General features: G+C 42.1%; 13 protein-coding genes and 5 tRNA genes. 2 read left to right on the top strand and 16 right to left on the bottom strand.

Annotated features, from left to right (window positions below; translation table 11 throughout):
- Positions 1 to 24: 24 nt before the first annotated feature.
- Genes L3V38_RS00545 through L3V38_RS00535 form a run of 3 tightly spaced genes read right to left on the bottom strand, consistent with a single transcriptional unit; the run spans position 25 to position 3,268 of the window.
- Positions 25 to 774: a L,D-transpeptidase family protein gene (locus L3V38_RS00545; protein WP_237118052.1), complete on the bottom strand. Its 750-nt coding sequence runs from the start codon at positions 772 to 774 to the stop codon at positions 25 to 27.
- The gene (locus tag L3V38_RS00540; protein ID WP_237118051.1) at positions 771 to 1,883 is read right to left on the bottom strand and encodes a dipeptide epimerase; all 1,113 of its coding nucleotides are present in this window, start codon (positions 1,881 to 1,883) and stop codon (positions 771 to 773) included. Before L3V38_RS00540 ends, L3V38_RS00545 begins: the two co-directional genes overlap by 4 nt.
- A gap of 8 nt (positions 1,884 to 1,891) precedes the next feature.
- On the bottom strand, positions 1,892 to 3,268 hold the full coding sequence (locus tag L3V38_RS00535; protein ID WP_237118050.1) for an SH3 domain-containing protein: 1,377 nt from the start codon (positions 3,266 to 3,268) through the stop codon (positions 1,892 to 1,894).
- A 265-nt stretch (positions 3,269 to 3,533) separates the two neighbouring features.
- Between L3V38_RS00535 and L3V38_RS00530 the strand changes: the two genes are divergently transcribed.
- The gene (locus tag L3V38_RS00530; RefSeq protein WP_237118049.1) at positions 3,534 to 5,549 is read left to right on the top strand and encodes a TonB-dependent receptor; all 2,016 of its coding nucleotides are present in this window, start codon (positions 3,534 to 3,536) and stop codon (positions 5,547 to 5,549) included.
- A gap of 230 nt (positions 5,550 to 5,779) precedes the next feature.
- On the opposite strand, the gene L3V38_RS00525 is transcribed toward L3V38_RS00530, so the two are convergent.
- From L3V38_RS00525 to xerD, 11 genes are all read right to left on the bottom strand, one after another.
- Positions 5,780 to 5,856 (bottom strand) — tRNA-Arg (locus tag L3V38_RS00525).
- A gap of 97 nt (positions 5,857 to 5,953) precedes the next feature.
- Positions 5,954 to 6,030 (bottom strand) — tRNA-Arg (locus L3V38_RS00520).
- 62 nt (positions 6,031 to 6,092) lie between these two features.
- Positions 6,093 to 6,169: transfer RNA gene (locus L3V38_RS00515), tRNA-Arg, on the bottom strand.
- 56 nt (positions 6,170 to 6,225) lie between these two features.
- Positions 6,226 to 6,302: transfer RNA gene (locus tag L3V38_RS00510), tRNA-Arg, on the bottom strand.
- A gap of 38 nt (positions 6,303 to 6,340) precedes the next feature.
- Positions 6,341 to 6,433, bottom strand: a tRNA-Ser gene (locus L3V38_RS00505).
- 113 nt (positions 6,434 to 6,546) lie between these two features.
- Positions 6,547 to 6,744 carry a hypothetical protein gene (locus tag L3V38_RS00500; RefSeq protein WP_237118048.1) on the bottom strand — a complete coding sequence of 66 codons (198 nt, stop codon included), beginning with the start codon at positions 6,742 to 6,744 and terminating at the stop codon, positions 6,547 to 6,549.
- A 250-nt stretch (positions 6,745 to 6,994) separates the two neighbouring features.
- Complete coding sequence (gene lysS, locus L3V38_RS00495) at positions 6,995 to 8,530, bottom strand: lysine--tRNA ligase (protein WP_130149626.1); 1,536 nt, start codon at positions 8,528 to 8,530, stop codon at positions 6,995 to 6,997.
- Between the two features lie 26 nt (positions 8,531 to 8,556).
- Positions 8,557 to 9,655 (bottom strand): peptide chain release factor 2 gene (gene prfB / locus L3V38_RS00490; RefSeq protein ID WP_130149625.1). Its coding sequence is split into 2 segments (ribosomal slippage): positions 8,557 to 9,579 and positions 9,581 to 9,655, totalling 1,098 coding nucleotides; the frame shifts between segments, so codons are not numbered across the junction.
- 143 nt (positions 9,656 to 9,798) lie between these two features.
- On the bottom strand, positions 9,799 to 11,520 hold the full coding sequence (gene recJ, locus L3V38_RS00485) for a single-stranded-DNA-specific exonuclease RecJ (protein WP_237118047.1): 1,722 nt from the start codon (positions 11,518 to 11,520) through the stop codon (positions 9,799 to 9,801).
- Between the two features lie 70 nt (positions 11,521 to 11,590).
- Positions 11,591 to 12,325, bottom strand: coding sequence for a bifunctional protein-disulfide isomerase/oxidoreductase DsbC (gene dsbC / locus L3V38_RS00480; protein ID WP_130149623.1), 735 nt, complete (start codon positions 12,323 to 12,325; stop codon positions 11,591 to 11,593).
- A 59-nt stretch (positions 12,326 to 12,384) separates the two neighbouring features.
- On the bottom strand, positions 12,385 to 13,320 hold the full coding sequence (gene xerD, locus L3V38_RS00475; RefSeq protein ID WP_237118046.1) for a site-specific tyrosine recombinase XerD: 936 nt from the start codon (positions 13,318 to 13,320) through the stop codon (positions 12,385 to 12,387).
- An 80-nt stretch (positions 13,321 to 13,400) separates the two neighbouring features.
- Between xerD and fldB the strand changes: the two genes are divergently transcribed.
- Complete coding sequence (gene fldB / locus L3V38_RS00470) at positions 13,401 to 13,922, top strand: flavodoxin FldB (protein ID WP_130149648.1); 522 nt, start codon at positions 13,401 to 13,403, stop codon at positions 13,920 to 13,922.
- Between the two features lie 44 nt (positions 13,923 to 13,966).
- On the opposite strand, the gene L3V38_RS00465 is transcribed toward fldB, so the two are convergent.
- Together L3V38_RS00465 and L3V38_RS00460 are read right to left on the bottom strand one after the other, a co-directional pair.
- Positions 13,967 to 14,395: a DUF2147 domain-containing protein gene (locus L3V38_RS00465; protein WP_130149621.1), complete on the bottom strand. Its 429-nt coding sequence runs from the start codon at positions 14,393 to 14,395 to the stop codon at positions 13,967 to 13,969.
- Positions 14,396 to 14,465: 70 nt separating this feature from the next.
- Complete coding sequence (locus L3V38_RS00460) at positions 14,466 to 15,164, bottom strand: methyltransferase (protein ID WP_237118045.1); 699 nt, start codon at positions 15,162 to 15,164, stop codon at positions 14,466 to 14,468.
- Positions 15,165 to 15,200 lie beyond the last annotated feature (36 nt).

The raw sequence follows: 15,200 nt of genomic DNA, 5'->3' as shown, positions 1-15,200 counted from the left end.
TAAAATAGTTTTATTTTATTATTTTTATTCAACTAAGCTAGGTAATTGCCACTGACTTTGCTTCTGTTGGTATTGCGCTTTAGTCAAGCTGACTAATAGCGGCTTTTTACGTTCATCTAACCAAGCAAGTAACGCATCCATATTGCTTTCTGTCATTGCTGTGCAACCTGCTGTAGGTTTACTTGGCGCGCGCCATAAATGCATAAAGATACAACTGCCCGCACCATTGATATTGCTTGGATTATGCTTAACAACAATGCCTTTTTTGTAAAGGTTATCTTGGCTGTAAATATCACGACGCATCCATTCTGAAGAGTCTTTTACGGCATCTTCACCTACTTGTGCTTTATCAACCAATTGGTTGTAAAACGGTGAGCCTTTCACATCGATACAATAATCATTGGCGGTCATTGCTTGATAACTGAGGTTTGTTTGCAATGAATCTAAATAACCAAAAGCAGTACCAAGCTCAAAAATACCTGCTGGCGCTTTACCATCACCTTCTTGTTTTTGTTGACCAGGCTGTGCAGGATGCAGCCCCACTCCCCAAGCAAGGCCAGTACGACCTAGTACCACCGCGTGTTGCTGGCCTTGTTGTTGCCAGCTACCAGCGGTTTTTTCAAAGCGGTACAAGGTGGCATCAATGGCATCACTGTCATTGGCCACCACCACGACGAGCTGTTGATGACTGTTATCAATAATAGGTTTAGGTAACTCTTTGCTGGCACAAGCCGATAAACTCATAACTGCAATAAGACTGACTAGTTTTTTCATGCTGGCCATACTCCGTTTGTAATTAGTTCAAGCCCCGTTATTGATTCAATGCCAAGACCTGGGGCATCCGATAAGCGTATTTGTGGGCCGCTAAATTCAACGCCCCCTTGCACAGGGTCATATTGACCAAGGGCTGGGCCATCTAAATCGATTTTACTGATTTGCTGCGCTTTGGCAGAAGCTAAATGTGCAGCCCCTGCAACGGCAATACTGCCCTCTAGCATACAACCTATCATACACTCTGCTTGGTATTGGGCTGTGATATTAGCAATCTCAATTGCTCGGCTTAAACCGCCCGTTTTCATTAATTTAATATTGATAATATCAACTGCGCCAAGCTCTAAAAGTTGGATCACTTGCTTCGGTGAAAAGGCGCTTTCATCGGCCATAATCGGGGTATTCACTCGCTCAGTAATATATTTGAGACCTTGAATATCACTGCTTTTTACGGGCTGCTCAACCAACTCTAATACCACGCCTGCTTGCTCAAGTTGCTGTAGTGCAAACACAGTTTGTTTTGCATTCCAACCTTGGTTTACATCTAAACGCAGCTGCGTCTTAGCGGCAAACCCTGCATGAATTGCTTTTACTCGTTCAATATCTTGATTAAGGTTATTGCCGATTTTTATTTTTAATACATCAAAACCTTGCTCAACCGCTCGCTGACAATCACTGAGCATTTTATCTATGTTATCGACACTAATGGTGATATCGGTTTTCAGCGCTGACTTACCACCGCCAAGTAACTTATATAAAGGCGCTTTATAGAGCTTGCCCCACAAGTCGTAAACCGCCAACTCTAACGCCGCTTTTGCACTACTGTTACCAACCACGGTTGATTGAATAATGTGAGTAAGCTGATTAATGTTTTCGATTTCTTGCCCCACTAATTTAGGGGCAATAAACTGCTGAATGACCGCTATCATTCCTTGATGGGTATCGCCTGTAATAACCGGAGTTGAGGCCGCAGAGCCATAGCCAATTTGGCCACATTCGGTGTCGATTAAAACCACTAAGTCTTCGATAAAACTGACTTCTCTCAATGCGGTTTTAAATGGGGTAACTAATGGCACTTTGAGCTTTGCAAAGCGAACAGCTTTAATTTTCATATTGGCCTCTAGCGAATACGCTTAATGTTATAAACACGGTCTAAGTAGCTGGTTTCTTGAGATAATCTAAGTGGTAATAATGGCGTGACCGACACCCCATTCAAGGCACTATTATAAAAACTACCATCGCCTTTGTTATAACCTAAGCCTTTAACGTCATGAATAACATAAGGCTCACCATGATGCTCTCCTAAGTACATCATTACATGACCCGGAATATAGATTAGATCGCCAATCGCCATGTTTTTAACCGTTGGCAACTTATCATCTGCCGCAGTATTTTTATCAAAACGACTATTTTTCCCGTATTCACTACTTCCTTGCTGCCCTGAATTACGCGGCATTAGGAGGCCAAAGCTCTTATAAATTTCACCAACAAACCCTGTGCAGTCGCGGCCATTGTAATCATGACCCCAACCATAACGCTCGCCTAAAAACTTAAAGCCTTGTTTAATCAGATTCTGCTCGTTGTAGTCTAGGTAGCCTAAATTTACATCGGCAGTTTTACTGATCATCGCCGGTTTAATAACAAGTTGGCCTTGCTCATCGCGGGTTGGTAGCTGTACAACATGGCTAGCATAGCTGTTTTGACCATTTAGCAAATACGGTACTTGCTCACTATCAACTAATGGTAAGCGCACTCCCATATCGAGCTGTACTTCTGAAAGGCTTTCATCGTTTGGCACATAAGCAGTATTGACCTTTGCACCGGTTACAACCAAGAAGTCATCTTGTTCGCGATAGGCTTTTATTTTATCTGCATCAGCAAAGGCAAGATCTTCGGCAGGCGTCCACGCTAGGTAATTGTAAGCTCGTACTAACAACCATTTTTTATCTGCGCTTTGATGCAATACAGCAACCGCTTCGCCCGGGAACATTCCGCTTTCTTGAAAGCGATCTAAGTCTTGATCAAGGCCGCTATTTAAAACCCGATCCCAAGTTGGAAAAGTACGTAATGCAGTGCGTTTAACGACCACAGCAAAACGTACCTCATTGTTATCTGCGACCTTGTTAAGGTTTAAGTTTTCCTGATATTTGGCAAAGTCTTTCGCGGTGAGTTGGCGGCCATCGGTAAAAAAGCGCGGGCTTTTTGGAATTGAACTTGCCGAATGAATGGCGCTTGTTAGCTCGTCTTTAGTGAGCGATTTTTGAAATGACAGTGGATCAACAATGTATTTATTATCTTTAATTAATTTCTCGTTGAAGGCTGCAATTTGCGCCTCTGTCATGATCATTTTTGCTGATCCACCTTTCGCTAACCAGTAACTTGGTGAAAGCTGTGACTGCGTAACCCCGATAACATCTGATTGCCAACCCTCAGCATGCATAGGTGCACTAAAAGCAACACCTAAAGTAATTGATAAAGCAATAATTGAACGACGCATAGCTGTTCCTTAATTCTTTGTAAATGCGTGAATCTAATAATTTAGCAAATGCGTGCAGCCCCTTACTTGCAGTGTCAATAAGCTCCTTCGCATACACAAAACAAAATTCACAATTATTATTTTTTTTGGAATATTTTATTAAATTTACCACAAATTTATTATGAAGCAAGGTAACTTAATTTTCATACTTATTAACTTATTTGCATCCAAAGCGTTAGCAACTACGTTTATAGTGTAAACCTCCCTTGAAAAGGAATTTATAAAAATGAACAAGTTATATCTATTGCTGGGCTGCATTAGCTGCTCAGGAGACGCGTTAGCAAATATTGAAAAAATCACTGTGTATGGGCATCGCACAGGATTAATAGGTGAATCAATTAGTGCCTCAAGCGGTGTTATTGGTCAAGGTGAAATTGAAAACCGCCCCATGCTAAGAAGTACTGAAATGCTTGAACTCATTCCAGGTATGGCGGTAACGCAACATAGTGGCTCAGGTAAAGCAAACCAATATTTTATTCGTGGCTTTAACCTAGATCACGGGACTGATTTTGCGACCAATATTGATGGTATGCCGATTAATATGCGTAGCCATGGCCATGGTCAAGGTTATACGGATTTAAACTTCATCATTCCTGAAACCATTGCCACCGTTAGCTACCAAAAAGGAAGTTATGATGCTCGACAGGGTGACTTTTCTACAGCAGGCAGTGCCTATTTTCACCTTACAGATAATCCAAAACACCAGCAACTCGACTTTACTGTTGGTGAAGATAGCTACTTAAGAGCAGTAGCCTTAGGCCATATAAAAGTTGGTAACGGAAAATTAATAGCTGCAACAGAGTGGCAAGGTTATGATGGCCCTTGGCAAGACATTGATGAAGACGTAAATAAAAAGAACGCCCTACTTCGCTATGTGAACGAATCAAAAAGTGGTAACTTATCAATTACAGCTATGGCTTACGACAACAGCTGGAACTCTGCAGATCAAATCCCTCAAAGAGCCATTGATCAAGGTATTATCTCTGAACTAGGGTCACTGGACACCACGCTAGGCGGTGAATCGAGTCGTTATAGTTTATCGGCGAACTGGCAAAACGAACACTTTACAGCTAACGCTTATATTATTGATTATGAGCTAAATTTATTTTCTAACTTCTCTTATTTGCTAAATGACCCTATTAATGGTGACCAATTCAACCAACAAGATAAGCGCACAATTTCAGGCGGAGCTCTGAGCTATCAATTTTCCGATAAATTATACGCTATACCTGTCAGCCATAGTGTTGGTATAGAGCTTCGTAATGACAATATCGATAATGTGGGGCTTTATAACACGAAGGCCCGTAAGTTTTTATCTACTGTTCGTGAAGACAGTGTAGATGAAACAAGTTATGCCGCATTTTGGCAAACTCAATTAACATTAAGCGAGCAACTTGAGGCGACTATCGGTGTTCGTTATGACTATTTAGATACCAGTGTAGATAGCAACAATACGGCTAACTCAGGAGAAGCTGATGACGACTTGCTTGGTTTTAAAGCGAGCCTAACCTACTTGTTCAGCGATAACTTGGCAGGTTATGCAAATTGGGGTCAATCTTTCCACTCAAATGATGCTCGTGGCGCGACAATTAGCCTAGACCCCGTCACGCTTGAAGCTGCTGACACTGTGGACTTGCTTGTTAAAAGTAATGGTGCAGAAGTGGGTATGCGCTACTTTGATGAAAAGCAATTCAACTTTTCTGCCGCGCTTTGGTGGTTAGAACTTGATTCTGAATTATTGTTTGTTGGCGATGCTGGTAATACAGAAGCCAGTGATGCGTCAAAACGTTACGGCTTAGAGCTTAGTGCATACTATTGGCTAGCCGATACACTAAGCCTAGATGCTGAGGCATCATTCACTCACTCTCGTTTAGATATTGATAGTAACAATGACCGTATTGAAGGAGCGGTTCCTATCGTTGCAAGCGCCGGTATAAACTGGCAAATAACTGAGCAATGGCAAACCTCATTACGCCTACGTCATATTGGTAAACGTATGTTAAGTGATGATGGCGACAAGCGCTCAGAGCCGCTTACGGTCGTAAATGGTCTTGTTAGCTACCAACAAACTCATTGGAAAGTGGGCTTAGAGCTACTCAATCTTTTCGATAGTAACGACCATGATATCGATTATTACTATGCTTCACGCTTAGCGGGAGAGCCCGCAGAAGGCATAGAAGATAACCACTTTCACCCTATTGAACCTCGTACAGTGAGACTTAATCTAAGTTTATTGTTTTAATAATCTTAATACAGGCTCTATACGTTTTATAACTACGTATAGAGCGGTCGTTATTTATGGCGACACCACCTTAATGCGCGTGAAACAAGTTTCACGCCTGCGGGGTACATTTTTTGTATTTTGAGTTGGGAGTTTAATTTGTGGTGTGGAAGCATGTTGTTCGCGAATTGCAGGCACAAAAAAACCGACTTTCGTCGGTTTATTCACTTTAACTCTACTTGAGAGAAAAGTGGCGGACGCGGGAGGATTCGAACCTCCGACCGCCTGGTTCGTAGCCAGGTACTCTATCCAGCTGAGCTACGCGTCCGCATTATGTTCTGCATGTTTAAGTCTTGCATTGACTGTGCCTTAAAGACACAAAAAAACCGACTTCTTGTCGGTTTATGTCACTTTCTAAGAGAAAGTGGCGGACGCGGGAGGATTCGAACCTCCGACCGCCTGGTTCGTAGCCAGGTACTCTATCCAGCTGAGCTACGCGTCCGCAAGTTGCATTTTATAATCTTGCAATGATTTTATCTTTATACTCGATGTGAGTTTCAAATATGGCGGACGCGGGAGGATTCGAACCTCCGACCGCCTGGTTCGTAGCCAGGTACTCTATCCAGCTGAGCTACGCGTCCACACGCACATTTGAACATTGCTAATTTATTCTCTTAGCAAGAGTTAAAGTAAAAAGTGGCGGACGCGGGAGGATTCGAACCTCCGACCGCCTGGTTCGTAGCCAGGTACTCTATCCAGCTGAGCTACGCGTCCACACATATTACTTTCAAGACATGCCATTTTAGGAAAAATGGTGGAGAAGGAGGGATTCGAACCCTCGATAGAGCTACAAACCCTATACTCCCTTAGCAGGGGAGCGCCTTCGGCCACTCGGCCACCTCTCCATCTTGTGGGGCGTATAATAAAGATTTCAGGCAATATGTCAAACACTTTTCAAGGAAAATAGTGTAGATGGTCACAGAATGGTCATAACAACAAAAAACAGACAATTTTTTGCTCAGTCTTTCGCTGGTTTTTCCTTATTAGTCAATATATCCAAGCCTGTTAAAGGAATTAGCTCATCAGTCATTTCTGCGAGATATTGATCTTGATAACCCAATTGTTGAAATTCAGCAATACACGCACGATAAAATGCATCACGCTGGTGATCGCTTTTACTTGCTTCAGTAGGCAACTGCGAAGGCTTCTTTTTCATTATTATAAAGTCCATTTACGCATTGGATGATAATCGCGCAATTTTCTCATAACCAGGTTAAAAATAACACTATTACAATTACACTTTAGAATAAAAAGTTAAAACTAAGTTACTATGAAAAAATAGCAATTCAGTAACTCTTTTTAGATCAGCTAATTAAAAAAAGAATGTAAGGGGATAAGTGGAAAATTTCAGAATTTTCTGATAACAAAACGCCGCTTAAAAGCGGCGTTTTAAAGACATTAGCTGATTAATCAGCTTGAGGACGCATGTGTGGGAATAAAATCACGTCTTTAATTGTTGGTGAGTCAGTAAATAACATCACTAGACGATCGATACCAATGCCCTCACCCGCTGTTGGCGGTAAGCCGTACTCTAACGCACGAATGTAATCTTCGTCGTAGTGCATTGCTTCATCATCACCAGCGTCTTTCTCTTCAACTTGACGCGAGAAACGCTCAGCTTGGTCTTGTGCATCGTTAAGCTCAGAGAAACCATTGGCTAATTCACGACCACCAACGAAGAATTCGAAACGGTCAGTTACAAACGGGTTTTCATCGTTACGACGCGCAAGTGGAGATACTTCCCACGGGTAAGCGGTAATGAAAGTCGGTTGAATTAACTTGTGCTCAGCTGTCTCTTCAAAAATTTCACATAAGAACTTACCTGGACCCCATACGCAGTTTTCTGGCACTTTAACGTGTACTTGCTTCGCGTACGCTTTAAGTTCTTCAAAATGGTTTTCAGGGTCATTAAATACAGCCGCATCAAAGTCTGGGTTGTACTTAAGAATAGCTTCGCTCATTGTTAGGCGTGCAAAAGGCTTCCCAAAATCATACTCTACTGAGTCTACCACTTCACCGTTTTCATCTTTCGTTGTGTTTACAACAATAGGTGAGCCAAGTACGTCTGTCGCAACAGTGCGTAGCATGTCTTCTGTGATGTTCATCAGGTCAATGTAATCAGCGTATGCTTGGTAGAATTCGATCATTGTGAATTCTGGGTTATGACGCGTTGATAAACCTTCGTTACGGAAGTTACGGTTAATTTCGAATACACGTTCAAAACCACCCACAACTAAACGTTTTAAGTAAAGCTCTGGTGCAATACGTAAGTACATGTCGATATCAAGTGCATTGTGATGTGTTACGAATGGACGTGCAGACGCACCACCTGGGATCACTTGTAGCATCGGTGTTTCAACTTCCATGAAGTCACGCTCTGCTAAGAAACGACGGATACCTTCAACAACTTTTGAGCGAATACGGAATGTTTCACGCGTCGCATCGTTAGTGATTAAGTCAACATAACGTTGACGGTATTTAGTTTCTTGGTCAGATAAACCATGGAATTTCTCTGGTAATGGACGTAATGACTTAGTAAGTAGCTCGTACTCTGTCATTTCTACGTATAGGTCACCTTTACCTGACTTATTAAGTGCGCCTTTAACACCGATGATGTCACCGATATCAAGTTGACCGTATTTTGCTTTTAATTCTTTTTGTACGTCTTTTGACGCGTACGCTTGAATTTGGCCTTTCATGTCTTGCAGTGCAAGGAAAGGACCACGTTTCGCAAGAATACGACCCGCTACTGATACAACGTGCTGCTCAGCAACTAATTCTTCTTTCGATTTATCACCAAACTCAGCTTGCAAATCAGCCGTGTAATGTTCACGACGGAATTGGTTTGGATGACCGTTGGCAGGGCAATTTTCGCGGATTGCGTCTAATTTGCCACGACGCTCAGCGATTAACTTATTTTCGTCTTGGATTTGATCAGTCATTTTTTAGCTCTTTTTTAGCTTGGTGGTTATAGGCCAGATTTAAGGCTGGCTTCAATAAATTTATCTAAGTCGCCGTCAAGAACCGCTTGAGTATTACGATTTTCAACGCCTGTACGTAAGTCTTTAATGCGCGAGTCATCAAGCACGTATGAACGAATTTGACTACCCCAGCCAATGTCTGACTTTGCATCTTCTTGGCTTTGTTTCTCTGCATTTTGCTTTTGTAGCTCAAGTTCAAACAATTTCGCTTTTAGCTGTTTCATTGCTTGATCTTTATTCTTGTGCTGTGAACGCTCATTTTGGCACTGAACAACCGTATTGGTTGGCACGTGAGTAATACGTACCGCTGATTCAGTGGTATTTACGTGCTGACCACCGGCACCAGATGCACGGTAAACGTCAATACGTAGGTCAGCCGGATTAATATCAATTTCGATATTATCGTCGATTTCTGGGTAAACGAATGCCGATGCAAACGAGGTATGACGACGACCACTTGAGTCGAACGGGCTCTTACGCACTAAACGGTGAACACCTGTTTCTGTACGTAACCAACCGTATGCATATTCGCCAACGAAGCGCACAGTTGCGCCCTTGATACCAGCCACATCACCATCAGTTGCTTCAACAAGTTCAACTTTAAAGCCTTTTGCTTCACCCCAACGTAAATACATACGCAGTAACATGTTACACCAGTCTTGTGCTTCAGTACCGCCTGAGCCTGATTGTAAATCAAGATAAGCATCGTTTTGATCTTGCTCGCCAGAGAACATACGACGAAACTCAAGCTTTTCAAGTTGTGCATTTAAATCTTCAAGTTCAGCTTCAGCTTCTTGGAAAGTTTCTTCGTCTTCAGCTTCCACTGCAAGTTCAACTAAACCTTCAACATCGTCTGTGCCCGTAACGAGATTATCAATGGTCTCAACGATAGCTTCTAGTGATGACTTTTCACGGCCTAACGCTTGCGCACGCTCTGGCTCGTTCCATACTGCTGAATCTTCAAGTTCTGCGTTAACTTCTTCTAACCGCTCTTTCTTAAGAGGGTAGTCAAAGGTACCCCCGAAGCAGTTCAGTACGTTCGCGAATTTCCTTGATTTGGTTAATCACAGGATTCACTTCAAACATGTACATTACTCCAAAATGGCTGATTTACCGCGCACAGCTTACGACAATAATTACGGTAAATTATCTACAAATATTAAAAACGCCCGATTTTAACAAAAAACCGAGCGTTTTATTAGCCTTTTATGCCGATAAAGACGATATTTTTATGTCACTTTTTGTAGCTCTCGAATAATCAGTTGTAACGAAAATTTGCCACGGAATTCATTTATATCGAGCTGATAAGCAGCTTTGACGTATCTCACTTCAGTGTCTGGCCATGCTCGTACGTCAACACCAAATGCAATACCGTCAACTAAGCGCCCTGATTGATGCTTTAAAACCAGTTTTAAGTGCTTTTCACCGACAATACGCTGCTGTATTACTTCGAAAACATGTTCAAACACAGGTTCTGGAAATTGCTGCCCCCAAGGTCCTGCATTTTTTAGCTGATTGGCGAACTCCATCGAAAAGCAGTCATTGGGCAGTTCACCGTCGGTTAGCAAAATGCTTTGTTTATGCTCATCAGTCAGTGTGTCGGTCACCATTTTCTCAAACACCGCTTTAAATTCATTAAAGCATTGCTCATTGATACTCAGCCCCGCCGCCATAGCATGACCACCAAATTTACTGATCAAATGCGGATAGAGTGTATTTACTCGCTCTAGTAAGTCACGCATATGCAGCCCTTCAATAGAGCGGCAAGAGCCTTTTATTTCGCCGTTATCGCCAGCTGCAAAAATAACCGTAGGACGGTGATACTTCTCTTTTAAGCGCCCTGCCAATATGCCTATCACACCTTGGTGCCAATCGGCTTGGTATAAACAAATGGCATCCGGCACTGACTCAGTTTTAAACGCTAAACGGTCAAGTACGGCTTGTGCTTCAGTTTGCATGCCCTGCTCTATTTCACGGCGCTCATGGTTAAGGCTATCAAGCTCGCCGGCAATACGGCGTGCTTGATTTATATCGGTTGATAATAAACAGGCTATGCCTAAACTCATATCATCTAAACGCCCTGCTGCATTTAAGCGTGGCGCCAATGAAAAGCCAAAGTCACTGGCACTTAAACGAGCTGCATTGCGATTTGCCACTTCGATTAACGCACTGATCCCAGGGCGTGTTTTACCACTTCGAATACGTGCTAAACCTTGATGCACTAAGGTGCGGTTATTGGCATCAAGCGCAACTACATCAGCTACAGTGCCAAGAGCAACAATATCAAGTAATTCGGCCAAATTAGGCATTGGATTATGCTGAAAATACCCTTGTTCACGTAAATGGCTGCGCAGTGCAATCAATAAATAGAACGCCACGCCAACCCCAGCAATGGATTTTGATGGGAAAGAGCAGTCATGGCGATTAGGGTTCACTATCGCATCGGCATTTGGTAATGCCTCACCTTGCAAGTGATGATCAGTGACCAGCACTTTAATACCTGCTTGCTTTACAGTAGCAATGCCATCAATACAGGAGATACCATTATCGACGGTAATCACCAGCTCAGGCTGCATTGTCACGATTTGCTCAGCAAGTGCAGGGCTCAAACCATAACCAAGGCTAAATCTGTCCGGCACTAAATAGTCAAGGTTCTGTAAACCAAACATAGCCAAACCTTGCATCAAGGTTGCGGTGCTCGTTGCACCGTCGGCATCAAAGTCACCCACTATTAGCACACGGCTTTGTGATGCCAGCGCGTCTTGTAATAACAACACAGCTCTGTCTATGTCTTTAAACAGCTTAAAGTCATGTAATGTTGCTGCACTATTATCTAATTCTTTGGCATCTTGAACCTGACGAGAGGCATAAATTTGCTTGATAACAGGATGTAAGTGATGTGGAAGATATGAGTCATCAACACGAGGGCGAACTTGGATTATTTTTTCCATGTTGGACGTATTACTTTCTTAGCTTAAAGCGGATTAAAGGCCTACCTAAATAGGCCTTTTTATAAAAAGATTATGAAGATGTTTTTGGCAATGCATCAAGTGCTTGGCTGATTTGCGCAGCTGATTGATAACCAGGGATCATCGTACCATCTTCTAAAATAATAGCCGGCGTACCCGACATACCAAAGCTTTGACCTAATTGGTAATGCTCTGCTATTGGCGCACTGCACCCTTCAACAGCGGCAACATCTGCACCCGCTTTGGCTTCTGTAAGCGCTTCAGCAGGATCTTTTGCACACCATACATTCATTAAATCTTGGTAGCCTTTTCCACGTAAACCACCACGTGGGAAAGCAAGGTATTTAACTGTGATACCTGCATCTAAAAAGTCATCTAATTCACGGTGTAATTTACGACAGTAACCACAGGTGATATCAGTAAATACGGTAATTGAGTGTTTCTCATTCTTTGCTTTGTAAACGATCATTGAATCTTCATACTCAGCAATACCGGCTTTACGTACATCGCTTAATGCATGTTCTGTTAGGTTTACGCGATTTTCTAGATCGATTAATGTACCTTGCATTAAAAATTGACCATCAGGGCTTGCGTAAAGTACCCCTTTATCTGTAATCAGTTCTTTAAGACCAGCGACAGGGCTTGGATTTACTTGCTTTACGGTTACACCTAATTCGGCAAATTTAGCGATGATAGGCGCATCTGCAGCGTCGGTGGTCGATACACCATTGGCAATCACATTAAGACTTGTGCCAAGCAATGCCGTGGCTAAAACTAACTTTTTCATAACTATCCTATATCCTGATCATTTCTAGTATAGACCGGTACATCTTTAAAAATCTTGCACTACGCACGTGGGTGATGTTGCTCGTGTACCGACTTCAATCTCTCATTGGCTACATGGGTATAAATTTGGGTTGTTGATAAGTCACTATGACCTAACATCATTTGTACCACCCTCAAATCAGCTCCATGATTAAGCAAATGCGTTGCAAACGCATGACGCAGCGTATGTGGTGATAATGGCGATTCAACTGATGCCAAAATAGCATAGTGTTTAATACGATGCCAAAAGGTTTGTCGTGTCATGCCGATTCCACGTTTAGATGGAAACACAAAATCAGTGGCATGCTTAATCATATACGAACGACCCACTTTTAAAAACTGTTCAAGCCAATACATGGCTTCTTCACCTAGAGGAACTAAACGTTCTTTATTACCTTTACCTTTTACAAACACCACAGCTTGACGCAAGTTAATCTGCTCCATTCGAAGCCCCACCAGCTCTGTAACACGAAGTCCTGTTGCATATAAAAGCTCAAGCATGGCCTTATCGCGAAGCCCCATTGGATCTTCGATATCAGGAGCACCAAGGAGTGCTTCAACCTCGGCTTCAGACAGCGTTTTAGGTAATGACTGCCCTGCTTTTGGCTGAGCAATATTGACCATCGGCGAATCAGCTATCGCTTTTTCGCGAACAAAATACTGATAAAAACGTTTAAGTGCACTAATACTACGCGCGGTACTGCGTGATTTAAGCCCCAAATCAACGCGATATGCTAAATACGCTTCAATATCTTCATTACTCACAGCTAGAAGATCTTTATCTTTTAAAAATTGACAAAACTTTTCAAGGTCACTTCGATACGCAGCCAGCGTATTCTCACTAACGCCTTGTTCGAGATACAGCGTATCTAAAAATAACTCTAAATGTTCGGCATTATTAGGCGACATTAACACTTTCTCTGCGGGAAAATTATGATCAGCCACGCGTACTCTCATCCTTATCAAGGTATCAATTGATTATACCTTACGGTAAACTTGCGCCTATCATATCAGGCAAATACACAGTGATAAATACGATGCAGATTGGTTTATTTTATGGTTCTACAACCTGCTACACAGAAATAGCAGCTGAAAAAATTCGCGATATTATCGGCCAAGACATAGTGAGTCTTCACAATATCAAAGATGAGCCATTAAAAAATGCTGAGCAATTCGATTTTGTTATTTTCGGCATTTCAACGTGGGACTTCGGTGAATTACAGGAAGATTGGGAATCAATCTGGGACGACATTAAAGATGTTAACCTAAATGGTAAAACCGTGGCTCTGTTTGGTATGGGCGATCAACAAGGTTACGGCCAGTGGTTTCAAGATGCGCTCGGTATGTTACACGATGAAATTTGTGACCAAGCGATCACTTTATTAGGTAAGTGGCCAAATGATGACAGTTATGAATTCGAAGCTTCAAAAGCACTCACTGAAGATGGCAAACAGTTTGTTGGCTTAGCACTTGATGAAGACAGTCAATATGAACTGAGCGATGAACGCATTGCCTCGTGGGTTGAGCAAGTCATGACTGAGTACAGCGAAAGCTTGTAAAACTCACGCATATTAAGCCAAGCATTGCTTGGCTTTTCTCTTATTTACTCTACACGCTGCCAATACTGGTTACGGTAGAAAAAAGCAATATAACCGCGAACTTCAAGTACTTGACCTTGCTCTTGTGGCGTTAGTTTTAAGGTATAGGTCTTACCGCTATTCGGGTCAAGAATTTCACCATCTTGCCAGCTTCCATCTCCCGCATCGGTTGCACCTTCAATTATTGTCATGCCAAGAATTGGTTGGTTTTTTTTATCACCATCGCATTCTTCACAAATAGCATCCTGCTTTGCTGGATTGAGAATTTTTTCTACTTTTCCTGTTAATACGCCATTTTGTTCGCTAATGCGTACCAGTGATTTTGCTTCGTTTGTCTCTTCATTTATTGTTTTCCAAAGTCCCACAGGACTCAACGCAGCAAAAGTATATTGAGAGAAAAGTAATGCACTTAAAGTTATAGATAAACGTAACATAAACAGCTCTTATAATTTTAAAACGCCACCACTATAGCAAGGCTTGAGTAAACACTCTATTTTTAGATAGTTACATTTTTAAATAGAAATCCTTACACAAAGAAACATACTCATCACTATAGCCGCCTTCTGCAGCATGAATAGTCAAAGAACTTGTCTGACAAACCTCAGGCTGTAAAGAAAATAACATTAAACTTCGGCTAGGTGGTTTTCTTAATGTGGTTCGTACATTACACATACGCGCCAAGTTCCAGCCTTTACACTTAGCTTGTTCAATAAAAGAAGATGCCTCTTTGCAGGGTAAAATTACATTGAGTAAGGTGTTGGCGTGACTTAACTCAGTACAACACTCAATTAACTCAGAAAAACCAAGACCATCTGTATGACGCGCCGTATTACGTGCTTCATTGTCCCCTTTTAGACTCGCATTAAAATACGGAGGGTTAGTAATAATTACATCAAAGGGCTGTGTTGATTGAAAAGACTGTATGGCACCATGATGTAAACAAATCTCAGGCCAAGGACTATTTGCAAAGTTAAACTTAGCGTCAATACACGCCTCAACATCTACTTCGATTGCCACCACTTTCGCCTTTGGAGCACGCTGTTTTGCCATCAAAGCAAGCAACCCCGTTCCTGTACCTATATCGAGAAGGGATTTTGCATTTGCCAATTCAGCCCAAGCACCTAATAAAATACCATCTGTCGAAACCTTCATCGCAGAACGAGTTTGCTCAACTGTAAATTGTTTAAACACAAAGCCTGACATTTTTTCACCTTTTCATTCACCACAGTGCTGATAGCT

Origin of the sequence: Pseudoalteromonas sp. L1 (assembly GCF_021728095.1) — a bacterium.
GTDB lineage: Bacteria > Pseudomonadota > Gammaproteobacteria > Enterobacterales > Alteromonadaceae > Pseudoalteromonas.
The sequence above is the reverse complement of the archived record's forward strand: the minus strand, read 5'-3'. Positions and strand labels throughout refer to the sequence as shown.